General features: G+C 74.6%; 19 protein-coding genes. 8 read left to right on the forward strand and 11 right to left on the reverse strand.

The genetic code is table 11. The features are described 5' to 3' along the window. Positions 1-14: 14 nt before the first annotated feature. Entirely contained in the window at positions 15-1,019 is a 1,005-nt protein-coding gene (locus ACFY7E_RS07070) for a hypothetical protein (protein ID WP_389481631.1), read from the forward strand. 42 nt (positions 1,020-1,061) lie between these two features. Here the strand turns inward: ACFY7E_RS07070 and ACFY7E_RS07075 are convergent, their stop codons facing one another. Then, entirely contained in the window at positions 1,062-2,204 is a 1,143-nt protein-coding gene (locus ACFY7E_RS07075; protein ID WP_389481633.1) for a serine hydrolase domain-containing protein, read from the reverse strand. A gap of 110 nt (positions 2,205-2,314) precedes the next feature. Further along, positions 2,315-2,800 carry an NUDIX hydrolase gene (locus tag ACFY7E_RS07080; RefSeq protein WP_389481635.1) on the reverse strand — a complete coding sequence of 162 codons (486 nt, stop codon included), beginning with the start codon at positions 2,798-2,800 and terminating at the stop codon, positions 2,315-2,317. Positions 2,801-3,212: 412 nt separating this feature from the next. On the opposite strand from ACFY7E_RS07080, the gene ACFY7E_RS07085 reads away from it, so the two are divergent. After that, a complete protein-coding gene (locus tag ACFY7E_RS07085; protein ID WP_389481637.1) occupies positions 3,213-6,533 on the forward strand; it encodes a S8 family serine peptidase in 3,321 nt (1,106 codons plus the stop codon). 67 nt (positions 6,534-6,600) lie between these two features. Here ACFY7E_RS07085 and ACFY7E_RS07090 read toward each other — a convergent pair whose 3' ends face one another. Both ACFY7E_RS07090 and ACFY7E_RS07095 read right to left on the reverse strand, forming a co-directional pair. Beyond that, positions 6,601-7,332 carry a hypothetical protein gene (locus tag ACFY7E_RS07090; protein WP_389481639.1) on the reverse strand — a complete coding sequence of 244 codons (732 nt, stop codon included), beginning with the start codon at positions 7,330-7,332 and terminating at the stop codon, positions 6,601-6,603. A gap of 17 nt (positions 7,333-7,349) precedes the next feature. Beyond that, positions 7,350-7,829, reverse strand: coding sequence for an RNA polymerase sigma factor (locus tag ACFY7E_RS07095; RefSeq protein WP_389482213.1), 480 nt, complete (start codon positions 7,827-7,829; stop codon positions 7,350-7,352). Between the two features lie 220 nt (positions 7,830-8,049). Between ACFY7E_RS07095 and ACFY7E_RS07100 the strand changes: the two genes are divergently transcribed. Continuing rightward, positions 8,050-9,066: an aspartate-semialdehyde dehydrogenase gene (locus ACFY7E_RS07100; RefSeq protein WP_389481641.1), complete on the forward strand. Its 1,017-nt coding sequence runs from the start codon at positions 8,050-8,052 to the stop codon at positions 9,064-9,066. Between the two features lie 198 nt (positions 9,067-9,264). Further along, complete coding sequence (gene pepN, locus ACFY7E_RS07105; RefSeq protein ID WP_389481643.1) at positions 9,265-11,841, forward strand: aminopeptidase N; 2,577 nt, start codon at positions 9,265-9,267, stop codon at positions 11,839-11,841. A gap of 74 nt (positions 11,842-11,915) precedes the next feature. Here pepN and alc read toward each other — a convergent pair whose 3' ends face one another. Genes alc through ACFY7E_RS07120 form a run of 3 tightly spaced genes read right to left on the reverse strand, consistent with a single transcriptional unit; the run spans position 11,916 to position 15,007 of the window. After that, on the reverse strand, positions 11,916-13,040 hold the full coding sequence (alc, locus tag ACFY7E_RS07110; RefSeq protein WP_389481646.1) for an allantoicase: 1,125 nt from the start codon (positions 13,038-13,040) through the stop codon (positions 11,916-11,918). Between the two features lie 59 nt (positions 13,041-13,099). Next, a complete protein-coding gene (locus ACFY7E_RS07115; RefSeq protein ID WP_389481648.1) occupies positions 13,100-14,029 on the reverse strand; it encodes a LysR family transcriptional regulator in 930 nt (309 codons plus the stop codon). Positions 14,030-14,038: 9 nt separating this feature from the next. Continuing rightward, the gene (locus ACFY7E_RS07120) at positions 14,039-15,007 is read right to left on the reverse strand and encodes an EamA family transporter (RefSeq protein WP_389481651.1); all 969 of its coding nucleotides are present in this window, start codon (positions 15,005-15,007) and stop codon (positions 14,039-14,041) included. A gap of 139 nt (positions 15,008-15,146) precedes the next feature. Here ACFY7E_RS07120 and ACFY7E_RS07125 point away from each other — a divergent pair, with 139 nt between their 5' ends. Then, positions 15,147-15,665, forward strand: coding sequence for a MarR family winged helix-turn-helix transcriptional regulator (locus ACFY7E_RS07125; protein WP_389481653.1), 519 nt, complete (start codon positions 15,147-15,149; stop codon positions 15,663-15,665). A gap of 87 nt (positions 15,666-15,752) precedes the next feature. Here the strand turns inward: ACFY7E_RS07125 and ACFY7E_RS07130 are convergent, their stop codons facing one another. Genes ACFY7E_RS07130 through ACFY7E_RS07140 form a run of 3 tightly spaced genes read right to left on the reverse strand, consistent with a single transcriptional unit; the run spans position 15,753 to position 18,366 of the window. Beyond that, on the reverse strand, positions 15,753-15,980 hold the full coding sequence (locus ACFY7E_RS07130) for a hypothetical protein (protein WP_030210606.1): 228 nt from the start codon (positions 15,978-15,980) through the stop codon (positions 15,753-15,755). A 20-nt stretch (positions 15,981-16,000) separates the two neighbouring features. Continuing rightward, positions 16,001-18,166, reverse strand: coding sequence for a 4-alpha-glucanotransferase (gene malQ, locus ACFY7E_RS07135; RefSeq protein WP_389481656.1), 2,166 nt, complete (start codon positions 18,164-18,166; stop codon positions 16,001-16,003). A gap of 2 nt (positions 18,167-18,168) precedes the next feature. Beyond that, on the reverse strand, positions 18,169-18,366 hold the full coding sequence (locus ACFY7E_RS07140) for a hypothetical protein (protein WP_389482253.1): 198 nt from the start codon (positions 18,364-18,366) through the stop codon (positions 18,169-18,171). Between the two features lie 234 nt (positions 18,367-18,600). On the opposite strand from ACFY7E_RS07140, the gene ACFY7E_RS07145 reads away from it, so the two are divergent. Further along, positions 18,601-21,735: a beta-N-acetylglucosaminidase domain-containing protein gene (locus ACFY7E_RS07145; protein ID WP_389481659.1), complete on the forward strand. Its 3,135-nt coding sequence runs from the start codon at positions 18,601-18,603 to the stop codon at positions 21,733-21,735. Between the two features lie 32 nt (positions 21,736-21,767). On the opposite strand, the gene ACFY7E_RS07150 is transcribed toward ACFY7E_RS07145, so the two are convergent. Then, positions 21,768-22,349: an HNH endonuclease gene (locus ACFY7E_RS07150; RefSeq protein WP_389481661.1), complete on the reverse strand. Its 582-nt coding sequence runs from the start codon at positions 22,347-22,349 to the stop codon at positions 21,768-21,770. A 287-nt stretch (positions 22,350-22,636) separates the two neighbouring features. On the opposite strand from ACFY7E_RS07150, the gene ACFY7E_RS07155 reads away from it, so the two are divergent. Together ACFY7E_RS07155 and ACFY7E_RS07160 are read left to right on the forward strand one after the other, a co-directional pair. Further along, entirely contained in the window at positions 22,637-23,713 is a 1,077-nt protein-coding gene (locus ACFY7E_RS07155; RefSeq protein ID WP_383443349.1) for a mechanosensitive ion channel family protein, read from the forward strand. A 208-nt stretch (positions 23,714-23,921) separates the two neighbouring features. Next, on the forward strand, positions 23,922-25,136 hold the full coding sequence (locus tag ACFY7E_RS07160) for an ROK family transcriptional regulator (protein WP_389481664.1): 1,215 nt from the start codon (positions 23,922-23,924) through the stop codon (positions 25,134-25,136). Positions 25,137-25,139 lie beyond the last annotated feature (3 nt).

Genomic DNA, 25,139 nt, shown 5'->3' on the forward strand with positions numbered 1-25,139 from the left:
GGAAGACCCCCGGCATGAACCACAACACCCCCATCACCCCCCGCCCCCTCCCCCTCTCCTCCCGCACCGGGCGCGCCCCGCGGCTCGCCGCCGCCGACCAGTTGAGGGCGCGGGGCGTCTCCGCCGCCGAGGCCGCCGCGCGGTGCCGGCCCGGCGGCTGGCAGCAGGTGCTGCCCGGCGTCTTCCTGCTCCAGCCGGGGCCGCCCACCAGCGAGGACCGGCTGCACGCCGCGCTGCTCTACGCCCGCAGGCCCGGGACGCTGCCGCGGCAGGAGCCGGAGGCGATGATCACCGGGCTCGCCGCCCTGACCCTGCACGGCTTCTCCTCCGCTCCCCCGCTCACCGCCCTGGAGCGGATCGACGTCCTGGTGCCGCGCACCCGGCGGCCGCGCTCGACCGGCTGGGTGCGGGTGGTGCGCGCCCCGGAGGCGCCGGAGCCCGTCCGGCTCACGGGCGTCCCCGTCGCCCCGGTCGCCCGCGCCGTCGCCGACGCGGTGTCGGACCTCTCCGGGCCGGAGGAGGTCCGCGCGCTGCTCACCGAGGCGGTGCGCGGCGGGCACTGCGAACCGGGCACGGTCGTACGGGAGCTGAGCCGGGCCCGGCTGCTCTCCCGGCCGCACGTGGTGGACGCGGTGGACGCGCTGCTCACCGAGGGGCGCTCGCTCTCCGAGGAGCGGCTGTACGGACTGGTGCGGGAGTTCGGGCTCCCGGACCCGCTGTGGAACGTGGACCTGCGGCTGCCGGGCGGCCCGCACCTGGGCGGGGTGGACGCCTACTGGCCCGACCAGGCGGTGGCCGTCGAGCTGGACACCCGGGCGCCCCGGCAGGACGACGACGAGCTGTGGTCCGAGCACGCCCGCAAGCGCGAGCACCTGGAGCGGCTCGGCATCACCGTCGTCCACCTCACCCCGCGCAAGCTGCGCGAGGCGGGGGAACAGCAGGCCACCGTGGTCCGTACGGCCCTGATGGCCGCGTCGGACCGGCACCCGGCCGCGTACGTCGTCGTCCTGCCCCGGTGACCTGGCTCCTGGCGGAGGTGCCGCAGGACTCGGCCGGTCCGGTCATTCGGGGGAGGTGCCGCAGAACTCGGCCTCCAGGACGGCGGCGCTGTCGCCCGTCCAGTCGGCGTTGAAGTTCAGGGCGAGGGAGTGCTCCCCGTCGCGGGTGACCCGGCCCTCGGTGCCGGAGCCGTGGATGCCGCCGCTGTGGCCCCAGATCTCCTTGCCGCAGCTCAGCTTCTCCGACATGATCCCGAGCCCGTACCGGATCTGCGGGACCTCCGGGGAGACCGGGACGGTGGCGGTCAGTTCCCGCATCTCCGCCCTCGGCAGCAGCCGGCCCTTGAGGAGGGCCCGGTAGAAGGTCTGGAGGTCGTTCGAGTCGGAGATCATCTCGCCCGCCGCCCCGGCCACGGACGGGTTGAGCCGGGAGACGTCGTGGACGGGCGCGTCCGGGTCCTGGGAGAGCTTGGACCAGGCCGGGCTGCTGGGCTCCGGCATCGACGGGCGGGTGCCGGGGACGCTGGTTCCGCGCAGCTTCAGGGGCTTGACGATCCGGTTCTCCACGGCCTTGCCGTAGGGGCGGCCGGTGACCTTCTCGACGATCATGCCGGCCAGGACGTAGTTGGTGTTGGAGTAGCTCCAGCTCGTGCCGGGCGGGAAGTCGGCGGGGTGGGCCAGGGCGATGGCGACGAGCTGCCGGGGGGTCCAGGTGTCGTAGCGGTGCTCCAGGAAGCCGGGGCCGAAGACCTTCTCCTGGAAGGCGGGGTCGGACGTGACGTCGTGGACGCCGCTGGTGTGGTTGAGCAGCTGGCGGACGGTGATCCTCCGGCCGTCGTGGCCGTTGCCCCGGACGACGCCGGGCAGCCACTTCTCGACCGGGTCGTCGAGGTCGATCCGGCCCTCGGCCTGGAGCTGGAGGAGGACGGTGGCGACGAAGGTCTTGGTGAGGGAGCCGATCCGGTAGTGGTCGTCGCCGCCGCGCTCGCCGGCGGTGCCGGTCCAGTTCTTCCGCCCGTCGCGGGCCTGGGCCACGACGCCGGGCACGCCCGCGTCGACCTGCGCCTGGAGCGCCCGCTGCGTGGCCGCGTGGTCGCGCTGCCGGGGCTCGGGGGCGGCGAGGGCGGGGGTGGCGAGGGCGGTGGCGGTGAGGCCCGCCACGAGGGTGGCGGCGACGGCGGTGCGGAGGGTGCGTACGGCTGACATGCGGGCTCTCCCGGACTCTGCGCGGCACGTACGGGATGTGCCGCGGTCGGCGGGCAGGACCCGGCGGGGTGTCGGCAGGGTTGAGCGGCCCGGGGACGGTTGAGCCGTTTTCAGCCGTTCGGCGGGAGGGTGGGGTCGCGCGGCACGCTCAGCCGGGAACGGCCGGTCGGAGGCCGCTCCCGCCACAGGTCGAGGCCGATGTCGACGAGTTCGACGCGGGGCAGGCCGGGGACGGCGGAGAGCGGGTGCCAGGCGGCCAGATCGGTGGAGCCGCCGGTCTCGTGGCGCAGCTCGCCGCCGGCGATCCGGGCCTCGTAGACGATGCGGAGGCCCTGGAGGTCGCCGGGTGCGGCGAAGCGGCGCGGCCAGGAGCGGCGGACGGAGTCGATGCCGAGGAGGGCGACGGGTGCGGCGGTGTACCCGGTCTCCTCCTCGACCTCCCGCACCATGGTCCGGGCGGGCTCCTCGCCGTGGTCCATGCCGCCGCCCGGCAGGGTCCACAGCCTGCTGCCGTCGCCCGCCACCCAGCGGGCGAGGAGCATCTCGTCGCCCCGGACGCACACGGCGTAGGCCGCCACCCTCAACTCCTTTTTCATGCAACGAGGTTAGGACCCGTACGCAGGGTCCGTACGTCCCGTCGCGAGACGGAGGCCGCAGGAGGCGGCGGGCGGGGGCACGGAGGCCGGGGAACGGCCGAAAAGAGCCGGGCCGCCCGGCCGGGCCGCCGCCCGTGGTCGTCCCGCCCCGCCACCCGTGTTCGCCCCGCCCCGCCCCGTATCGCATCCGACCGGGACCCCGCCCGACCCGGGCCGGGGCCGTTTCCCCGGGGCGTGACGCCCCGGTTGGGGCCCTTTCCTTCCCCCTGGCGCATCGGGGCCGCTGGCGGGTTTACGCCACCGGGCACATCCGCCGCCCGTCAACTCTCCCCAAAACCGTGTCATTTACGAAAGGGTGAGCGGTCATCCGGAACCGATATCCGGACCCTCTCCTTCACAGACAGGGATGCACATGGCCACCCCCCAGACCCAGGGCCCCATAGCCCGGTCCTCGGTGCCCGGACGGAGACGAGCGGCGCGCGTCGCGGCCGCCGCCGGTCTCGTCGCCGCGCTCGTCGCGACCGGCACCGTGCCCGCCCTCGCCTCCGGCGACCAGGGGACCACTCCCCCGGTCAAGTCGTCGGACTCCGCCGACAAGCTCGGCGCCGTCGACGCCCAGCGCCTCGCCGAGGCCCAGGCGAGCGGCGAGAAGAACGTCACCGTCCTCGTCGCCACCGCCCCCGGCGCCACCGAGCAGGTCGCCGCCCAGCTGGACGCCGTCGCCGGCGCCTCCGTCGGCAAGCGGCAGGACGCGCTCGGCTACGTCCGCGCCACCCTGCCGACCGCCAAGGCCGAGGCGGCCATCCGCGCCGCCACCGGGCTCTCCTCGGTCCAGGCCGTCGACCTCCAGGCCGAGATCCCGCTGGACGACCCGCGTCCGGACGCGGGCGCCGCGACCGGCCCCGTCGAGGGCACCACCGTCGCGCAGACGTACCCGGCCCCCGGTGCGAAGACCCCGGCGAAGAACCCGTACAACCCCTCCCACGAGACGGGCGCGGTCGACTTCGTCGAGAGCCACCCCCGGGCCGACGGCCGCGGCGTGACCATCGGCATCCTGGACTCCGGCGTCGACCTCGGTCACCCGGCCCTGCAGAAGACCACCACCGGCGAGCGCAAGATCGTCGACTGGGTCACCGCCACGGACCCGCTGACCGAGGGCGACGCCACCTGGCGCGCCCAGATCACCCCGGTCGCCGGTCCCGTCTTCACCGCCTCCGCGCAGAGCTGGAAGGCCCCGGCGGGCGCGTACCAGTTCAGCCGCTTCAGCGAGTCGGTCACCGCGGGCGGCGACCCGAAGGGCGACATCAACCGGGACGGCGACACCACCGACGTCTTCGGCCTGCTGTACGACCCGGCCGCCGGGACCGTCCGCGTGGACACCGACCAGAACAACGACTTCACGGACAACGCGCCGATGAAGCCGTACAAGGACGGCTACCAGATCGGGTACTTCGGCGCCGACAACCCGGCCACCGAGGTCGTCGAGAAGACCCCGTTCGTCGTGGAGATCCGCAAGGACGTCCCGATGGACCCGGCCGGCGGCGACTGGGTCGGCAAGAAGGCCGACTTCGTCAACATCGGTCTCGTCGAGTCCTCGCACGGCACCCACGTCGCCGGCATCACCGCCGCCCGCGGTCTCTTCGGCGGCCGGATGAACGGCGCGGCCCCCGGCGCGAAGATCGTCTCCTCGCGCGCGTGCACCTGGACCGGCGGCTGCACCAACACCGCTCTCACCGAGGGCATGACGGACCTCGTCGTCAACCGCGGCGTCGACATCGTCAACATGTCGATCGGCGGCCTGCCGCAGCAGAACGACGGCGACAACGTCCGCGCCCGCCTCTACACGCGCCTGATCGACCAGTACGGCGTCCAGCTGGTCATCTCGGCCGGCAACGAGGGCCCCGGCATCAACACGATCGGCGACCCCGGCCTGGCCGACAAGGTCCTCTCGGTCGGCGCGGCCGTCTCCAGGGACACCTGGGCCGCCAACTACGGCTCGGCCGTCGACAAGAAGTACGCCATGTTCCCCTTCTCCTCGCGCGGCCCGCGCGAGGACGGCGGCTTCACCCCGACGATCACCGCCCCCGGCTCGGCCGTGAACACCATCCCGACCTGGCTGCCGGGCGCCGGCGTCGCCGAGGCCGGGTACGCCCTGCCCGCCGGCTACGGCATGCTCAACGGCACCTCGATGTCCTCGCCGCAGGCGGCGGGCGCGAGCGCGCTGCTGATCTCGGCCGCGAAGCAGAAGGGCGTCGCGCTCTCCCCGCTCACCCTGCGCACCGCGCTGACCTCCACCGCCAAGCGCATCCCCGGTGTCGCCGCGCACGAGCAGGGCGCCGGCCTCATCGACATCGAGGAGGCCTGGGAGTCGATCAAGGACGGCGCGACCGCCCACGACTACAAGGTGCAGGCCCCGGTCGACACCGCGATCTTCCCGGCCCCGCACACCGGCACCGGCGTGTACGACCGCGAGGGCGGCCTCAAGGTCGGCCAGAAGCGGGTTTACGACGTCGTCGTCACGCGCACCAGCGGCCCGGACCGCCCGGTCCGGCACGACCTGGACCTCAAGTACAACGACGGCACCTTCCGCATCGTCGGTGAGGACCGGATCTACCTGCCGCTGAACAAGCCGGTCACCGTCAAGCTCCAGGCCAAGGCGGCCACCGCCGGCGTGCACAGCGTCATCCTGGAGGCCGACGACGAGCGCACCGAGGGCGTCGACAAGCAGATCCTCGCCACCTCGGTCGTCGCGCACGACCTGGCCGCCCCGGGCTACGGCTTCACCGCCCAGGGCTCCGTGCAGCGCAACAGCAGCACCTCCTACTTCGTCACCGTGCCCGAGGGCGTCAAGACGCTGGAGGTCTCGCTGAGCGGTCTGAAGGCGAAGAGCCAGACCCGGTTCATCTCGATCCACCCGTACGGCGTGGGCATCGAGGACAGCGCGACCACGCAGTGCTACCCGCACTACAACCCGGCCAACACCTGCCGCCCGGACCTGCGCTCCTACGCGAACCCGACGCCGGGCGTCTGGGAGATCGAGGTCGAGTCCCGCCGCACGTCGCCGGACCTGGACAACCCGTACACCCTGGGCGTCTCCGCCCTCGGCGTCGACTTCGACCCGGCCGTCCAGACGGTCCCGGAGGCGCAGGTCGGCACCCCGGCCGCCGTCCGGTGGACGGTCACCAACCGGTTCGCGGGCATCGAGGGCACCCTCAAGGGCGGCTCCCTCGGCTCTCAGAAGACCGAGACGCCGACCATCCGGCACCACGAGACGCAGACCCGGACCGTCACCGTCGGCGAGGGCGTCGAGCGGCTCGACATCGGCATCGGCAACACCTCCGACAAGGCCGCCGACCTCGACCTGACCGTGCTGCTGAACGGCAAGCAGGTCGCGCAGGCCGCCGACGGCGACTCGGAGGAGGCCGTCTCCCTGGTGAAGCCGGCCGCGGGCACGTACACCGTCGTGATCGACGGCTACTCGGTCCAGGCCGCGGGCGGCACCACGTACGACTACAAGGACGTGTACTACTCGTCCGCGCTCGGCACCGTGAAGGTCGACGGCTCGAAGCCGGTCGCCCTGCCCAACGGCGGGTCCGCCGCGGTGGCGGCCGAGGTCGTCGTCGCCGGCGCCGCTCCCGAGGGACGCCAGTTCTTCGGCGAGGTCCAGCTGGTCAACGCCCGCGGCACCGTCGCGGGCACCGGCAGCGTCGTGATCGGCGCGGTCACCCCGTAACACCGTGTGATCGGGGGGCGGGCGCCGGTTCCGGTGTCCGCCCCCTTCCGCGTTCCGCCGGGCGCGCTCACCCGTCGCCCCCGCACTCCAGGCCCTCGGCCCCCGGCAGGGCGGACTCGACCCATGCGCGGCCGTACTCCAGCTCGTCCCGCACCGGGCCGACGTCCTCCCCCACCTCGCCCGGCGGGGGCGCCCCCTCCCGGAAGGTGATCGCGGGCTCTCCCGGAGAGGCCGGGACGAGGACGAGCACGCGGCTGCCCGGCCGGAGGCGCGGCCCGTCGGCACCGGCCGAGTCGAAGGTGAGCCGCCGCGGGCCGTCCGCCGGCTTGTACGTCCGGTCCACCCGGAGCACCACCCGGAACTCCCCGGCTCCGGGCAGCGGCTCGACGCGGGTCACCGTCCCCTCCGCGACGTCCGTGGAGCAGGCGACGACGCCGGAGGGGGTGAGCTTCGCCTCGTGGCCGCCGGTGTCACCGCCGCGGGCCGCCAGAAAGGACCCGCCGGCGCCGAGCGCCACCACCGCCGCCGAGGCGGCGAGCGTCCACGCGAGGATGCGCCCCCGGCGCGACCGGCCCCGGTCCGACCGTCCTTGGTGCGACCGTCCCTGGTCGGCCGGAGCGGGCGGGGGATCCCGGTCGGCCGGAGCGGATGGAGGGCCCTGACCGGCCAGGACCCGTCCGGCGACCGCGAGCTGTTCGCGCAGCACGGCCACGTCGGCCAGGGCCCTCGCGACCTCCGGATCGTTCGCCGCCCCCTCCGGCAGGGGCTCGTCCGACAGGACCAGCGCCAAGGGGTCCACGTCCTCGTTCCTCACCCTCACACCACCTCGTTCGTGTGCAGCCGCTCCCGCATCGCGCGCACGGCCGCGTGCAGCCGGCTCTTGACCGTTCCCTCGGGGACCCCGAGCTCCTCGGCGATCCCCGCCACCGACAGGTCCGCGTAGAACCGCAGCACCAGGACCTGGCGCTGCCGGTACGGCAGGCGCTCCAGGCCGTCGGCCACCGTGAGCGCCAGGACGCGCGCCTCCTCGCCGCCCGCCCGGTCCGCGCTCCCCGGCCACATCGAGGTCAGGCGCTCGCCGAGCCGCTCCTCCCTGCGCCGCGCCCGGTGCCAGTCCACCGCGACGTTCGAGGCCACGACGGCGCACCAGGCCGCGACGGAGCGCGGCAGACCGGCCCCGGCCCTGGCTTCGAGCAGCCGCAGCCGCACCTGCTGCACCCCGTCCTGGAGCTCCGCGTGCGGCACCCCGCCCAGTGCCAGGATCGCGCGCACCCGGTCCACGAGCGCCGCGTCCATCAGCCCGTCGTGGTCCTCCGGGCCACCCCTCCGCACCGCCACCGCGCCTCCTCCCCCGTCCGTGTTCCCCCCTGTGACGCCGCGGCCGGTCGAAACGTTCGGTCGCCGTCGTCCCTCGTCCCGCCCACTGGACAATGGATTGGACAAGGTCGCCGTGGAGACCCGCATGATGGAAGGGCAGCACCCCGCCCATACGTCCCATGAGCACGGAGGAGTCCCCGTGAAGGTCGGAATCGTCGGAGCCACCGGTCAGGTCGGCACAGTCATGCGCAGCATCCTGACCGAGCGCAAGTTCCCGCTCGACGAGCTGCGGCTCTTCGCCTCCGCCCGCTCCGCCGGCACCGTCGTGGACGGCATCACGGTCGAGGACGCCTCCACCGCCGACTACACCGGTCTGGACATCGTGCTCTTCTCCGCCGGCGGCGCCACCTCCAAGGCCCTCGCCGAGAAGGTCGCCTCCCAGGGCGCCGTCGTGATCGACAACTCCTCCGCCTGGCGCCGCGACCCCGAGGTCCCCCTCGTGGTCTCCGAGGTGAACCCGCACGCGGTCAAGGACCGCCCCAAGGGCATCATCGCCAACCCGAACTGCACCACGATGGCCGCGATGCCGGTCCTCAGGCCGCTCCACGAGGAGGCCGGGCTGGTCGCGCTCGTCGCCACCACCTACCAGGCCGTCTCCGGCTCGGGCGTGGCCGGCGTCGCCGAGCTGGACGGCCAGGTCAAGGCCGTCGCCGAGGGCGCCGCCGCGCTCACCCACGACGGCGGGGCCGTCGACTTCCCCGAGCCCGGCGTCTACAAGCGCCCGATCGCCTTCAACGTGCTGCCGCTGGCCGGCTCGATCGTCGACGACGGCACCTTCGAGACCGACGAGGAGCAGAAGCTCCGCAACGAGTCCCGCAAGATCCTGGAGATCCCCGGGCTCAAGGTCTCCGGCACCTGCGTGCGCGTCCCGGTCTTCTCCGGCCACTCCCTCCAGGTCAACGCCCGCTTCGAGCGCCCGATCGGCGTCGAGCGCGCCCGCGAGCTGCTCGAGGGCGCCGAGGGCGTCGAGCTGTCCGAGATCCCGACCCCGCTCCAGGCGGCCGGCAAGGACGCCTCGTACGTCGGCCGCATCCGCGTGGACGAGACCGTCGACAACGGCCTCGCGCTCTTCGTCTCCAACGACAACCTGCGCAAGGGCGCGGCGCTGAACGCCGTGCAGATCGCGGAGCTGGTCGCGGCCGAGCTCCAGGGCTGACGGCCCGCGGGGCGCGTACGACCGGAGGGGCGGTCTCCCGTGGCGGGAGCCGCCCCTCCGGCGTGTCCGGACCTGCCGGGGCCCCTCCTTCGAAACCGGACGGCCGAACGGCGACAGGCCGTGGAAACGCGCCGTGCGCGGCCGAGCCGCCCCGTGGAAGGATGGGTCCAATCGTCGTGCAACAGAGGAGTTGACCGGGTGCCCGGTACGAACCTGACCCGTGAAGAGGCCCGGCGGCGGGCGGCGCTGCTGACCGTGGACGCGTACGAGGTCGAACTCGACCTCTCCGGTGCGCAGGAGGGCGGCACCTACCGGTCCGTCACCACCGTCCGCTTCGATTCCGCCGAGGCCGGCGCCGAGAGCTTCATCGACCTCGTCGCCCCCGCCGTCCACGAGGCCGTCCTGAACGGGCACGCCCTGGACGTCGCCGCAGTCTTCCGCGACTCGCGGATCGCCCTGCCGCACCTGCGGGAGGGCCGCAACGAGCTCAAGGTCGTCGCGGACTGCGCGTACACCAACACCGGTGAGGGTCTGCACCGCTTCGTCGACCCGGTCGACGACCAGGCCTACCTGTACACCCAGTTCGAGGTGCCGGACGCGCGGCGCGTGTTCGCCTCCTTCGAGCAGCCCGACCTCAAGGCGACCTTCCGGTTCACCGTGAAGGCCCCGGCAGGCTGGACGGTCGTCTCGAACTCGCCGACGCCGGAGCCGAAGGACGACGTGTGGGCGTTCGAGCCCACGCCCCGGATCTCCACGTACATCACCGCGCTGATCGCCGGCCCGTACCACTCGGTGCACTCGACGTACGAGAAGGACGGGCAGACGGTCCCGCTCGGCATCTACTGCCGTCCGTCGCTCGCCGAGTTCCTCGACGCGGACCACATCTTCGACGTCACGCGCCAGGGCTTCGACTGGTTCCAGGAGAAGTTCGCGTACGACTACCCCTTCGCCAAGTACGACCAGCTCTTCGTGCCGGAGTTCAACGCGGGCGCGATGGAGAACGCGGGCGCGGTCACCATCCGCGACCAGTACGTCTTCCGCTCGAAGGTGACGGACGCGGCGTACGAGCGGCGGGCCGAGACCATCCTGCACGAGCTCGCCCACATGTGGTTCGGCGACCTCGTGACCATGGAGTGGTGGAACGACCTGTGGCTGAACGAGTCGTTCGCCACCTACACCTCGGTCGCCTGCCAGGCCGCCGTGCCCGGCACCCGCTGGCCGAACGCCTGGACCACCTTCGCCAACGCGGAGAAGACCTGGGCCTACCGCCAGGACCAGCTGCCCTCCACGCACCCGATCATGGCCGACATCGACGACCTGGAGGACGTGCTCGTCAACTTCGACGGGATCACGTACGCCAAGGGCGCCTCGGTCCTCAAGCAGCTCGTCGCCTACGTCGGCCAGGACGAGTTCTTCAAGGGCGTGCAGGCGTACTTCAAGGCGCACGCCTTCGGGAACACGCGCCTGTCGGACCTGCTGGGCGCCCTGGAGAAGACCTCGGGCCGCGACCTGACCGCCTGGTCGAAGGCGTGGCTGGAGACGGCCGGCATCAACGTCCTGCGCCCGGAGATCGAGACCGGCGCGGACGGGACCGTCACGGCCTTCACGGTCCTCCAGGAGGCCCCGGCGCTGCCCGCCGGCGCCAAGGGCGAGGCCGTGCTGCGTCCGCACCGGATCGCGATCGGCTTCTACGACCTGGACGAGACCGGCCGCCTCGTGCGCACCGACCGCCTGGAGCTGGACGTCGCGGCGGAGGGGCGCACCGAGGTGCCGCAGCTCGTCGGCAGGAAGCGCCCGGCGGTCGTCCTCCTCAACGACGACGACCTGTCGTACGCCAAGGTGCGTCTGGACGACGTGTCCCTGGCGAACGTCACCGCGCACCTGGGCGACTTCGCCGAGTCGCTGCCGCGCGCGCTGTGCTGGGCCTCGGCCTGGGACATGACCCGCGACGGCGAGCTGGCCACCCGGGACTACCTGGAGCTGGTGCTCTCGGGCATCGCCAAGGAGTCCGACATCGGCGTGGTGCAGTCGCTCCAGGGCCAGGTCAAGGCGGCCCTCGACCTGTACGCGGCGCCGGAGTGGCGCGGGACCGGGCTCTCCCGGTGGACCGAGGCGACGCTCGCGCACCTGCGCGCGGCCGAGCCGGCGAGCGACCACCAGCTGGCGTGGGCGCGCGCCTTCGCGGCGACCGCCCGCACCCCGCAGCAGCTCGACCTGCTCGCGGCCCTCCTGGAGGGGCGCGAGACGATCGAGGGCCTGGCGGTGGACACCGAGCTGCGCTGGGCGTTCGTGCAGCGGCTCGCGGCGGCCGGGGTCTACGACGAGGCGGAGATCGCGGGCGAGCTGGAGCGCGACCGCACGGCGGCGGGCGAGCGGCACGCGGCGACCGCGCGGGCGGCCCGTCCGGCGGAGGCGGCGAAGGCGGAGGCCTGGGCGTCGGTCGTCGAGGACGACAAGCTGGCGAACGCCGTGCAGGAGGCCGTGATCGGCGGCTTCGTCCAGTCCGACCAGCGCGAGCTGCTCGCCCCGTACACGGCGAAGTACTTCGCGGCGGTCAAGGGCGTGTCGGAGACCCGCAGCCACGAGATGATCCAGCAGATCGTGGTCGGCCTCTACCCGACGTTCCAGGTCTCGCAGGAGACGCTGGACGCCACGGACGCGTGGCTGGAGGAGCACAAGCCGGTTCCGGCGCTGCGGCGTCTGGTGACGGAGTGCCGCGCGGGCGTCGAGCGCGCCTTGAAGGCGCGGGCGGCGGACGCGGCGGCGGCGGTCTGAGACCGGCGGTGAGCCGTACGTGAGAAGGGGCGCCCTCCCCCGGGGGCGCCCCTTCGTCGTGTCCCGCGGGGGTGTCAGCCGCCGAGGGCCGTGTACCGGGCGCGCAGGTCGGCCGTGCCCTGTTCCGTCAGCGTGCCGTGGAGGCGCATCCGGGCGACGCCGCCGTCGGGGAAGGCGTCCAGGCGCACATGGGTGACGACGGCCTGCGCGGGCAGCTTGAAGCGGTGCAGGGTGTCGGGCTGGAGCCGGGTCCTGGGGATGATCTCGAACCATTCGCCCGTCTCGCCGTTGCGGCCCTGGAGGGCGATCCAGCCCGCCGAGTTGCCCTTGAGGTAGGCGGTGTCGATCTCGACGGCGCGGACGGCGCCCTGGGCGGCGAGCCGGAAGCGCACCCAGTCGTTGGTGTCGCGGACCCGGCGGCGGCGGTTCTCCCAGCCGTCGTCCATCTTGCGGGAGGTGCCGGGCAGGATGATCTGGGTGGGCGAGGAGTAGAACCGGTCCGAGGCGTCCTCGTACGTGCCGCCGTTGAGTACGGAGATCAGGTCGAGGGTGCCGAGGAGTTCCAGCCACTCGGGGTCGGGCACGACCTCGCCGTGGACGCGGAGGCGGGCGACGCCGCCGTCGGGGTGCTGGCAGAGGCGGACGTGGGTGAAGCGGCGCTCCGCGTCGATCGCGAAGCCGTTGGCGGCGTGGCCGCGGACGGGGGTGGGCGGGACGAGCTCCTCCCACTTGGCGTCGAGGAGTTCGGCCGGGCTCGGGCTGCCCTCGACGGCGGCGGCCTGGACCGACACCTTCTGCGGGTAGTTGCCGCGGAAGTGGGCGGTGTCGACGACGATCCCCCGGATCACGCCGGGGGCGCCGAGGCGGACGATCGCCCAGTCGTGGTCGTCGGGGGCGGGGAAGACGTTCTCGGCGTCGGCGCCCCGGCGGCGGCGGGTCTCCCAGCCGTCCATGATCTTGCCCTTGTGGCCGAAGTGCTCGGGGTCGAAGACGGCGCGCTCGCGGACGAGGAGGTTCTCGCGCTCGGCGAAGAACTCGTCGTTGGCGGCGACGACGCCGGCGCCGAGGCGGCGGTCGGCGAGGTCGACGAGCTCGGTGAAGGGGAAGTCCCCGGCGCGGTAGTCGGCGTAGGGGTCTCCGCCGGCGTAGGGGGCGGCGTCGTTGGCGTGCGGGTCCTGGTGCGTGTCGGAGTCGCTCATGGATCGACCTTCCCGCGCCGAACCCTTCCAGGTCCATCGAATGTTTTCGATGGTGTTGTTCAGTTCTGCTGAACGGTTTCCCGTTCCGCCGCCGCCCGGCGGAGTGCGGCCAGGACCCGGGCCACCGCCGGTCCCTCCTCGGCCCCGCTCCGTACCGCCGCGACGACGTGGCGGCGGGGCTGGTCGGCGGAGAGGACGCGCATGACGACCCCTCCGGTGCCGCTCCGGCGTTCGGCGGAGGCCATGCGGGGCACGAGCGCGACGCCCATGCCGGCCTCGACCATGGCGAGGATCGCGGTCCAGCCCGAGGCGCTGTGGGCCTGCTCGGGCACGAAGCCGGCGGTCTCGCAGGCGGCGGTGGTGATCTCGGACCAGGGTCCGGAGCCGCCGTAGATCCAGGGTTCGGCGGCGAGGTCGGCGAGCCGCAGGCCGGGGGCGCCGGCGAGCGGGTGGCCGGCGGGCAGGGCCACGTCGAGCGGGTCGGCGAGCAACGGCACCCGGCTGAACTTGGGGTCGCGGGCGGAGGGCGCGTGGGCGGCGAGCGAGAGGGCGAGGTCGGCCTCGCCGGCCGTGAGCAGCTCGTACGCCTCCCCCGCCTCGGCCTCCCGGATCCGGACGTCGAGCCGGGGGTGGGCGGCCCGCAGCCGCCGCACGGCGGGCACGACGAGCGCGGGCACGGAGGTGGAGAAGGCCGCCACCCGCACCTGGCCCGCCTCGCCCCGCAGGTAACCGTCGAGTTCGGCGTCGGCGCGCTCCAGTTGCGCTAAGACCGCTTCCGCGTGGCGCAGCACCAGGTGGGCGGCGTCGGTGAGCCGGACGCGGCGGCCCTGGGCCTCCAGGAGCCGGACGCCGAGCTGCCTGGCGAGGTTGGTGAGCTGCTGCGAGACGGCCGAGGGGGTCATGAGCAGGGCCTCCGCGGTCGCGGTGACGGTGCCGCGGTCGCGGAGGGTGCGGAGGATCTGGAGCTTCTTGATGTCCCACTCGGTCATGGGCGCAACCTATCGGGGCGCTTCCGAAGCCTCCAGTTCGCCCGAATCTTCCTTCCCTTTTCCTTCGTCCTCGCTGAAGTTTTCGGTTTCCGCCGGTTCCTGGGGCCCGCGCGGGTTCAGCTGGCCCGCCAGGGTGGCGCCGAGGGCGATGACCATGCCGAGGAGCTGGACCGGGCCGAGCGCCTGGCCGAGCGCCACCCAGCCGATGATCGCGGCGGTGACGGGCGAGAGGGGGCCGAGGAGGGTGAGCGAGGAGGCGCTCAGCCGCTCGATGCCGCGGAACCAGAGGACGTACGAGAGGGCGGTGTTGCCGAAGGCCAGGTACGCGTAGCCGGCCAGGTTCGTGCCGGTCAGGGCCGGCGGGGCGCCCTCGACCAGGAAGGCGATCGGCAGGATGACGAGGCCGCCCGCGGTGAGCTGCCAGCCGGTGGCGGTGAGGGCGCCGACGCCCTCGGGACGGCCCCAGCGCTTGGTGAGGACGACGCCCGCCGACATGGAGAGGGCGGAGAGCAGTCCGGCGACCACGCCTATGAGGTCGAGCGCGGCCCCGGCCTTGAGGACCACGAGGCTGACGCCGAAGGCGGCGGCGACGGCGGCGATCAGGGACCGGGCGGTGGGCCGGTCGCCCAGGAGGAGGGCGGCGAGGCCGACGACGAAGAGCGGGCCGACGGAGCCGACGACGGCGGCGACGCCGCCGGGGAGCCGGTAGGCGGCGAGGAAGAGCAGCGGGAAGAAGGCGCCGATGTTGAGGGCGCCCAGGGTGGCGGCCTTCCCCCACCAGGCGCCCGTCGGGAGCTTGCGGGTGATCGCCAGGAGCAGGAGTCCGGCGGGCAGGGCGCGCACCAGGCCGGTGAAGAGCGGCCGGTCGGGCGGCAGGAACTCGGTGGTGACGTAGTAGGTGGAGCCCCAGGAGATCGGGGCGAGGGCGGTCAGCGCGATGAAGGCGGCCCGGTGGGACGTGACGGCCTGGTGGGACATGGGGTTCCCCCTGGAGGCGATGCCGGCACGGGGGGCCGGGAGGTCCGCTCCGGCTCGGCATTGATTAACTTAGCACTAAGATACTTACACACAAGCGGCTTTCTTGCCGTCGCATCGTGCGGAAAGGGAGACTGTGCGCATGGACACGAAGACCCCCGGCCCGGGCCCCGCCCACGACCCCGTCGACGCCATCACCGACCAGTGGGCGGCCGTCCGGCCCGACCTGGACACGGTCCCGATGGCCGTCTTCGGCCGGATCTTCCGGCTGGCCGACGCCATGGGCGACCGGGTGGGCAAGGCGTACGCGCCCCACGGCATGGCGCGCGGGGAGTTCGACGTGCTGGCGACCCTGCGCAGGTCCGGGAAGCCCTACACGCTCTCGCCGCGCGAGCTGTCCGCCACGCTGATGATCACCACGGGGGGCATGACGGGCCGCCTCGACCGCCTGGAGAGGGCCGGGCTGCTCAGCCGCAACCCCGATCCGAACGACCGGCGCGGACTGCGGGTCACCCTCAGCGAGCGCGGGCGGGAGCTGGTGGACCTGGCGGTCGTGGACGGTCTCGCGGAGCAGCGGGCGGCCCTGGAGGCGGCGCTCGACGCGGAGGAGGCGGAGCGGCTGGCCGGGCTGCTGCGCAAGCTGCTCGCGGTCACCGCGTAACGCGGGCGCGGGTGCTCGCGGGCACGCGAAGGCGCCGTACGGTACGTCGGTACCGTACGGCGCCCTCGACGGAGCCGGAGGAAGGAGTTACGCCTTCTTGGACTTGTCGAGCACCATCACCAGGCCGGTGATGACCAGGAACAGCACCAGCGGGGCGGCCACGAACAGGCCGAGGGTCTCGACGACCTCCAGCTTGGGGGCCGGGTCGTCACCGTCGTCGCGGGTGAGCGCGAGCGCGGGGGACGACATGAGCAGCATCATCAGCGTCGTACCGGCCGCGACGGCGCCGGCGCGCAGGGCGTTCTTCTTGTCCACGGTGCAAACGTAGCGAACGCCTAAACCCGCCGCGCGCCCGGGGGTGCCGTACGGGCGTGCAGCTCGCTCAGGAGGGCGTGCGCCCGGGGCGAGGCGGCCAGCCGCTCCAGGGTGAGCGGCTGCCCGTCGGGGCCCGCGACCGGCAGCCGCCAGTTGGGGTACTCGTCCCAGGTGCCCGGCAGGTTCTGCGGCCTGCGGTCCCCCACGGCGTCCGGCAGCCACACCCCGACCATCCGGGCCGGGGTGGCGAGCAGGTACCGGTGGACGGCCCGGATCTCGGCCTCCTCCCCCGGCCCCTCCGGGAGCAGCCCGAGCCGCTCGAACAGGCCGCGCCACTCGGCGGTCTCGGCCCGGTCCGCCGCCCGCTCGCGCTCCAGGTCGCCGGGGAGCAGCCCGAGCCGGTGCCGCAGCGCGACGTGGTCGCCGGAGAGCCGGGCGGCGGTGGAGGGCAGGTCGTGGGTGGTGGCGGTGGCCACGCACTCCGCGCGCCACTCCTCCGGGGGCAGCGGGTGGCCGCCGCCCTCCCAGTCCCGCTCGAACCAGAGCACGGAGGTCCCGAACACCCCGCGCCGGGCCAGCTCCTCGCGCACTCCCGGCTCGACCGTGCCGAGGTCCTCGCCGATGACCAGGGCCCCGGCGCGGTGGGCCTCCAGGACGAGGACGGCGAGCATCGCCTCGGCGTCGTACCGGACGTACGTGCCCTCGGTGGGCTCGCGGCCCTCCGGCACCCACCAGAGGCGGAAGAGGCCCATCACGTGGTCGATGCGCAGCGCGCCCGCGTGGCGCAGGAGTTCGCGCAGGAGCCCCCGGTACGGGGCGTAGCCCGCGGCGGCGAGGGCGTCGGGCCGCCAGGGCGGCAGGCCCCAGTCCTGGCCCCGGGAGTTGAAGGCGTCGGGCGGGGCGCCGACCGACATGCCGGCGGCGAAGGCCTCCTGGCCGGCCCAGGCGTCCGAGCCCTCCGGGTGGACCCCGACCGCCAGGTCGTGGACGATCCCGACCGCCATCCCGGCCTCGCGGGCGGCCCCGGCGGCGTCCGCGAGCTGCCGGTCCGTCAGCCAGGCGAGCCGGCAGTGGAAGTCGACCCGGGCGGCCAGGGCCGGGTCCGCGCGCACGGCCGCCTCCGCCGCGCGCGGGGTGCGCAGCGCCTCGGGCCAGGAGCGCCAGTGGGGGCCGTGCCGCTCGGCGAGGGCCTGGTAGGTGGCGTGGTCCTCCAGGGCGCGGCCCCGCCCGGCCAGGAAGTCGTGGAAGTCGGCGCGCCGGCCGGGGCCGAGCTCCACGCCCGTGAGGAGCAGCTCCAGGGCCCGGCGCTTGACCTCCCAGACCGCGTCCCGGTCGATCAGGGCGCCCTTGCCGAGGACCCGCTCGCGCAGCTCGGCCGCGTCGGCGAGGATCCGGTCCAGCTCCTCGCGGCGCTCGGGGCCGATCAGGGCGTACTCGGGGATCTCCTCGATCCGCAGGTGGACGGGGTCCGGGAAGCGGCGCGAGGAGGGGCGGTACGGGGAGGGGTCGGAGGGCGCGCCGGGCACGCCCGCGTGGAGCGGATTGACCTGGACGAACCCGGCGCCGTGCCGTCGGCCCGCCCAGGTGACGAGCTCGCGCAGGTCGCCGAGGTCGCCCATGCCCCAGGAACGGGTGGAGAGCAGCGAGTAGAGCTGGACGAGGAGGCCGTACGTACGCCGGTCCGGTCCGGGCACGCGCGCGGGGCTCACGATCAGGGTGCCGGTGGCGGTGCGCCCGTCGGGGGCCTCGGCCCCGACCGTGTGGACGCCGAGGGGCAGCTCCGACCAGTCCTCGCCGATGACGACGGCGCCGTCCTCGGTGGTGACCTGGAGGCGGGTGCCGGGCGGGAGGTGGGACGGGGGGCGGAGGGGGTTCCCGTACGCGCCCGCCCCTCCGTGCGGGTCCGTCCGCCCGCGCGGATCCGTCCCTTCATGCGGGGCGGCGCCGGGTCCGTCGCCCCCGTCCCCGGTCCGCCAGTGGACCAGGGTCGGGGGCAGCAGGCGCTGCCGGTCGGCGCGTTCCGCCGCTTCGAGGGCGGCCGCGACCGCTCCCGGCGTGGACGCGTCCACGCCCAGGGCGGCGAGGACGGCCACCACGGTGGCCTCCGGCACGGGCACGTCGCCGCCGTCGGCGGGGCTGTGGACGGTGGCGACGCCGTGACGGGCGGCGAGACGGGCCAGGGTCACTTCTACACTCCGGGGGACTCCGGGCCGCCCGCGGTGACGGGGGCGGTGGGTTCGCTGGTCAGGTGGGCCTCCGCGGTCAGCGGGGGCTCGCTGGTGAGGGGGGACGCGTCGGGCAGCGGCGGTTCGCTGGTGAGCGGTTCGCCGGCGGGCGCCGACTGCTGCGGAATCCGTATCCGTCCGTGGCGGGCGGTCGTGGTCACGGGGGTCTCCCGGTTCGTCTCGACAGGTGGGACCTGGACAACGACTGAGCCATACCCATCGCACCCGGTTTTACCGACGGAAAGTGACGAAGTGACGTCACCTCGCCGACGACCCACCGGGCAAAGCCGACACATCGGCCATGTGCATTGACACTCGCGTGCGACGGGTGGTGGGCTCGTGACCGACTCGTGACCAACCGGCGGAGCGGCCGGCCCCGCCGAAGGGAGACCCCCGTGCACCTCGGGCGCAGCAGGCGTACCGCGACGGCCGTCGCCGCCGCGGTCATCGGCGGCCTTCTCGGCGGCGTCCCGGGCGCGGCGCAGGCGCTCCCGGGGGCGCCGTCGGCCCCGACGGCGCCCACGCCTTCGAGAGCCCCCGCGACCCCGGCGGCTCCCGCCCCTCCCCCGGCGGGTTCCCCGGTCTCCCCGGGCTCCCCGGCGGGCGCCGGCCGGGCTCCCGCGCGCGTGCCCGCCGTCTGGCCCCGGCCGCAGTCCCTGACCGGCTCCGGGCCCTCCGTACGGCTCGGGGACGAGGTGACGCTGCTCGCGGACGCCGACGCCGATCCGTACGCCCTCGACGCCCTGCGCGGGCTGCTGCGGGCGGCCGGGGTGCGGACCGTCCACACCGGGCTGCCCGGCCGGGGCCCGGTGGTGCGGGCCGCCGGGCCCGCCGGTGAGGGCGCGGAGGAGGCGCTGGCCGCCCTGGGCGTGCCCGAGCGCCTCGATCTGCCGCGCGGCGGCTACCGGCTCGCCACGGGCCGGTTCGGGGGCCGGGAGACCGTCGTCCTGGACGGGGTGGGCGAGGACGGCCTCTTCCACGCCGTGCAGACGCTGCGTCAGCTCCTCGGCTCCGGCCGCGAGGTGCCCGGGGTCGTCGTCCGGGACTGGCCCGGCACGGCCGGGCGCGGCGTCACCGAGGGCTTCTACGGGCGCCCGTGGACCCCGGAGCAGCGGCTCGCGCAGCTCGACTTCCTGGGCCGGACCAAGCAGAACCGCTATCTGTACGCGCCCGGGGACGACCCGTACCGCCAGCTCCAGTGGCGCGATCCCTACCCGGCCGCGCAGCGGGCGGAATTCCGCGCGCTCGCGGAGCGGGCCCGCGCCAACCACGTGACGCTCGGCTGGGCCGTGTCGCCCGCCCAGTCCATGTGCCTGGCCTCGTCCGCCGACGTGGCGGCGCTGACCCGGAAGCTCGACGCCATGTGGGCGCTCGGGGTGCGCTCCTTCCAGCTCCAGTTCCAGGACGCCTCCTACGACGAGTGGCACTGCTCCCGGGACGCCGACGCCTTCGGGCGCGGCCCCGAGGCCGCGGCCGCCGCCCACGCGCGCGTGGCGAACACGGTCGCCCGGCACCTGGCCGAACGGCACCCGGACGGCGAGCCGCTGACGGTGATGCCGACGGAGTACTACCAGGACGGGTCGACCGCGTACCGGGCGAGGCTCGCCGAGGCGCTCGACGCGGACGTGCGGGTGGCGTGGACCGGGGTCGGCGTCGTGCCGCGCACGATCACCGGCGGCGAACTGGCCGGCGCCCGGAGGGCGCTGGACCACCCGCTGGTCACGATGGACAACTACCCGGTCAACGACTACGCGCAGGACCGGCTGTTCCTCGGTCCCGCGACGGGCCGGGAGCCGGCCGTGGCCGCCGGTTCCGCCGCCTACCTCGCCCACGCCATGGAGCAGGCCACCGCCTCCCGCGTGCCGCTGTTCACCACCGCCGACTACGCCTGGAACCCGAAGGGCTACCGGCCCGAGCAGTCCTGGCGGGCCGCCGTCGACGACCTCGCGGGGACGGACCCGGCCGCCCGCGAGGCGCTGCGGGCGCTCGCCGGGAACGGCGCCTCCTCGATCCTCGCCCCGGCGGGCGAATCGGCCTATCTGAAGCCGCTCCTGGCCGCCTACTGGGACGCCCGCGCGGGCGCGGACAGGGGCGCGCGGGAGCGGGCGGCGCGCGAGCTGCGGGACGCCTTCACGGTGATGCGCCGGGCCCCGGAGCGCCTCACGGCCACCGCGGGCGGCGTCCTCGACGACGAGACGGGGCCGTGGCTGGAGCAGCTCTCCCGGTACGGTCTCGCGGGCGAGCGGGCCGTCGACATGCTGCTCGCCCAGGGGCGCGGCGACGGCGCGGCGGCCTGGCGGGCGCAACTGGAGCTCGAAGGGCTGCGGAAGACCCTGGGCACGAGCCGGGTGACGGTCGGCGCGGGGGTCCTCGACCCGTTCCTCACGCGCGCGGTGAAGGAGGCGGCGGCCTGGACCGGCGCCGACCGGACCCGGGCCGAGCGGGCCGCCGGCGCGTACACCGTGCGGCTCGGCCGGGCCCGGTCCGTGGAGTCCCTGACGGTCCTCGCCGAGCCGGACCCCGGGGGCGGCCGCGCGGGCACGGACGCGCGCGTGGAGGCGTACGTCCCCGGCGAGGGCTGGCGGCCGCTCGGTCCGCTGTCGTCGTCGGGGTGGACGCAGACCGGTCTGAGGGGGCTGCGGGCCGAAGCGCTGCGGGTCGCGTGGAGCGAAGGGGGCCCGGCCCCGGCGGTGCGTTCCCTGGTGCCGTGGTTCGCGGACGGGCCGCGCGCCGGTGTCGCCCTGGCCCGTGCGGAGACGGACGCGGAGATCGGCGGCCCGGCGCAGCGGGTGGACGTGGAGCTGACGGGCCGGCGCGCGGACGGGGTGCGCGGGCCGCTGACGGCGAGGGCCCCGAAGGGGATCGCGGTCCGGCTGCCGAAGCAGGCGTCGGTGGAGCGCGGCGCCCGGACGCACGTCCCCCTGGAGGTGTCGGTGGCCGCGGGCGTGCCGGTCGGGGCGTACCGGGTGCCGGTGTCCTTCGCGGGCGAGGAGCGGGTCCTGACGGTCCGGGCCTTCCCCCGTACGGCGGGCCCCGACCTGGCGCGGACGGCGACGGCCTCCTCGTCGGGCGACGAGACCCCGGACTTCCCGGCCTCCTCGGCGGCGGACGGCGATCCGGCCACCCGCTGGTCCTCCCCGGCGGAGGACGGCGCCTGGTGGCAGCTGGAGCTGCCCGCGCCGGCCCGGATAGGGCGGGTGGTGCTGCACTGGCAGGACGCGTACGCCTCCCGCTACCGCGTCCAGGTCTCGGCGGACGGCCGGGTGTGGCGCACGGCGGCGACGGTCGCGGAGGGCAGGGGCGGCCGGGAGTCGGTCCGGATGGACGCGGCGGACACGCGGTTCCTGCGGGTCCAGGGGGAGGAGCGGGCGACCCGCTTCGGCTACTCGCTCTGGTCGGTGGAGACGTACGCGGTGGCGCCGCAGGCCCCGTCGAAACCGTCGGTGCCGCCGCGGACCGGTGCCGTGCCGTCCGCGACGGAACCCCCGGCCGCGTCCCCGGGCGCGCCGGAGGAGCGGCCCGCCCCCTGAGGGGCGCGCCGCTCCGTGCCGCGGGCGTCCGCCTACGCGAAAGGCCCGGTCCGACCCGTCGTGAGCGCCCCCACGGGGGTCTCCGCGACGGAGTCGATCCGGGCCATCACGTCCTCGGCGCCGTACGGCCGCAAGTACGGCAGCCAGCGGGGGTCCCGGTGGCCGGTTCCGATGATCCGCCAGGCCAGGCCGGTCGGCGGGGCCGGTGGGTGGCGCAGCCGCCAGCCGAGCTCGCGCAGGTGCCGGTCGGCCTTGACGTGGTTGCAGCGGCGGCAGGCCGCCACCACGTTCTCCCACGCGTGCGTGCCCCCGCGGCTGCGCGGGATCACGTGGTCGACGCTGGTCGCGACGGCCCCGCAGTACGCGCAGCGCCCGCCGTCGCGGGCGAAGAGGGCCCGGCGGGTCAAGGGAACGGGCCCCCGGTAGGGGACCCGCACGAAGCGCTTCAGCCGCACCACGCTGGGCGCGGGGACGACTCGGGTCTCGCTGTGCAGGAAGGCACCGGACTCCTCGAGGCAGAGAGCCTTGTTCTCCAGGACGAGGACGAGTGCGCGGCGGAGCGGTACGACGCCGAGCGGCTCGTACGACGCGTTGAGGACCAGGACATGCGGCACGGATGCCTCCTATGACGCCGGCGGCGCGTGGCTCGCGCCGGGACGAACTGCTCTCAGTCTCTCCTCATGCCTGGTCGGAGCGCCACCACGTATCGGTGTCGGGGTGAGGGGCCCGGGGTGTCGTCGACCACACCGGGGGTCCCCGGCCGCGTCGGCATCCCCTTCTTCCCTCCCGGCTTCCTCCCGGCTTCCTCCCGGCTTCCTCACGGGTGAGGTCCGTCTCTCCCCCGAAGAGGACGACGGGACCGTGTCCGGCGCCCCGTTACTGTGGATGGCCTGCGTACGCGATGCCTGGAGGTTGTCCCGTGTCCTGGTCCGCCCTGGCGGCTGCCACCGAACCCGAACCCATGCCGGTGACCCTGGACGAGGCCGCGGAGCGGGCCACGAACGCCGCCACCTGGGTGGAGGAGAACTGGTCCACCTGGCTGAACACCGGCCTGCGCATCCTCCTGATCCTGGTCGTCGCGCTGCTCCTGCGGATGGCCGTGCGCCGGGCCCTGACGAAGCTGATCGAGCGCATGAACCGCTCGGCGCAGGCGGTGGAGGGGACGGCCCTGGGCGGTCTCCTCGTCAACACCGAGCGGCGGCGGCAGCGCTCGGAGGCGATCGGGTCGGTGCTGCGCTCGGTGGCGTCCTTCCTGATCCTGGGCACGGCGGGCCTGATGATCCTCGGCGCCTTCAAGATCGACCTGGCGCCGCTGCTCGCGTCGGCCGGTGTGGCCGGCGTGGCGATCGGCTTCGGCGCGCGGAACCTGGTGACCGACTTCCTCTCCGGCGTCTTCATGATCCTGGAGGACCAGTACGGCGTCGGTGACTCGGTCGACGCGGGCGTGGCCTCCGGCGAGGTCGTCGAGGTGGGCCTGCGGGTGACCAAGCTGCGCGGGGTGGACGGCGAGATCTGGTACGTGCGCAACGGCGAGATCAAGCGGATAGGCAACCTCAGCCAGGGCTGGGCGACGGCGGCCGTGGACGTGACGGTCCGGCCGACGGAGGACCTGGACCGGGTGCGGTCGGTGATCACCGAGGCGGCGGAGGCCATGGCCAAGGAGGAGCCGTGGAACGAGCGCCTGTGGGGTCCGGTGGAGGTCCTCGGTCTGAACGAGGTGCTGCTCGACTCGATGACGGTCCGGGTCGCGGCCAAGACGATGCCGGGCAAGGCGCTCGGTGTGGAGCGCGAGCTGCGCTGGCGGATCAAGCGGGGTCTGGACGAGGCCGGCATCCGGATCGTGGGCGGGCTCCCGGCCCCGGCCGAGGAGGCGGCGGCCGACCCGACGGCGGGCATGGCGGCCCCCTCGGTCTTCGCCAACACCACCTCGCCGCAGTCGGCGGCGACGACGCCGCTGCCGAGGGACCTCTCCAAGTAGGTCCCGGCCCCACTGTCCGTCCGGGCCCCCCGAAGCCCCCGAAGCCCCCGAAGCCCCCGAAGCCCCCGAAGCCCCCGAAGGCAACGATTCCGTCGCCTTCGGGGGCTTCGCGCGTACCCGGGTCTTGACGGGCCCGTGACGGGCGACCTATTTTTCCTTCTACCCAATAGGAAACTTTCCTAACAGTGCAAGGGCAGGTGCGCACCCCATGGCCGGCACGACTCCGGGGACCCCCGGCACGCCCCGCGTGCTGCGGGCCATGAACGACCGCGCCGCCCTGGACCTGCTCCTGGAGCACGGCCCCCTCTCGCGGACCCGGATCGGCAAGCTCACCGGTCTCTCCAAGCCGACCGCCTCCCAGCTCCTCGCCCGCCTCGAAGCGGCCGGGCTCGTCGTCGCCACCGGCACCACCGAGGGCCGCCCCGGGCCGAACGCCCAGCTCTACTCGGTGAACGCGCGCGCCGCGTACGCCGCGGGCCTCGACGTCACCACCCACCGCATCCGCGCCGCCGTCGCCGACGTCACCGGCGGGATCGTCGGCGAGTCCGAGCTGCCCACCCCCGGCCGCTGCGCCGCCGGGGTCGTCGGCCAGGTCACCGAGGCCCTCGACGGGGCCGTGAAGGCGGCCGGGATCGCCCGCGCGGACGTGCGGCGGCTGGTCATCGGCACCCCCGGCGCGTTCGACCCGGCCACCGGGCGCCTGCGGTACGCCTCCCACCTGCCCGGCTGGCACTCCCCCACCCTCCTGGAGGAGCTGGCCGCCGCCCTGCCGATGCCGTTCGAGTACGAGAACGACGTCAACCTCGTCGCCCTGGCCGAACAGCGCCTGGGCGCCGCCCGGGGCCACTCCGACTTCGCCCTGCTCTGGAACGAGGAGGGCATCGGCGCCGCCCTCGTCCTGGGCGGGCGGCTGCACCGGGGCTTCACCGGCGGCGCCGGCGAGGTCGGTTTCATGCCCGTGCCCGGCACCCCGCTGGTACGCCGGGTCGCCCGGGCCAACTCCGGCGGCTACCAGGAGCTCGCCGGGGTCCAGTCCGTGCCCCGGATCGCGCGCGCCCTCGGCATCGACACCCCCGAGCAGCCGTACGTGCCGGTGGCGTCCGGGCTGCTCGCGCACGCCGCCGGGGCGGAGGGCGAGGACCCCCGGTACGCGGCCCTGCTCGACCGGTACGCCGAGCGGGTCGCCATCGGCCTCTCCTCCCTCGTGGCCGTTCTCGACCCCGAGCTGATCGTGCTCTCCGGCGAGGTCCTCGTCTCCGGCGGCGAGCCCCTGCGCGCCCGCGTGCAGACGGCGCTCGCCGACCTGGCCGCCTCCCGGCCGCGTCTCGTCCTCGCCGCCGTGCCCCGGCGTCCCGTCCTGCGCGGGGCCCTCGAAAGCGCCCTCGCCGCCACCCGCGACGAGGTCTTCGACACGTCCCGCTGACCC

The organism is Streptomyces sp. NPDC012825 (assembly GCF_042900925.1).
Taxonomy (GTDB): Bacteria; Actinomycetota; Actinomycetes; order Streptomycetales; family Streptomycetaceae; genus Streptomyces.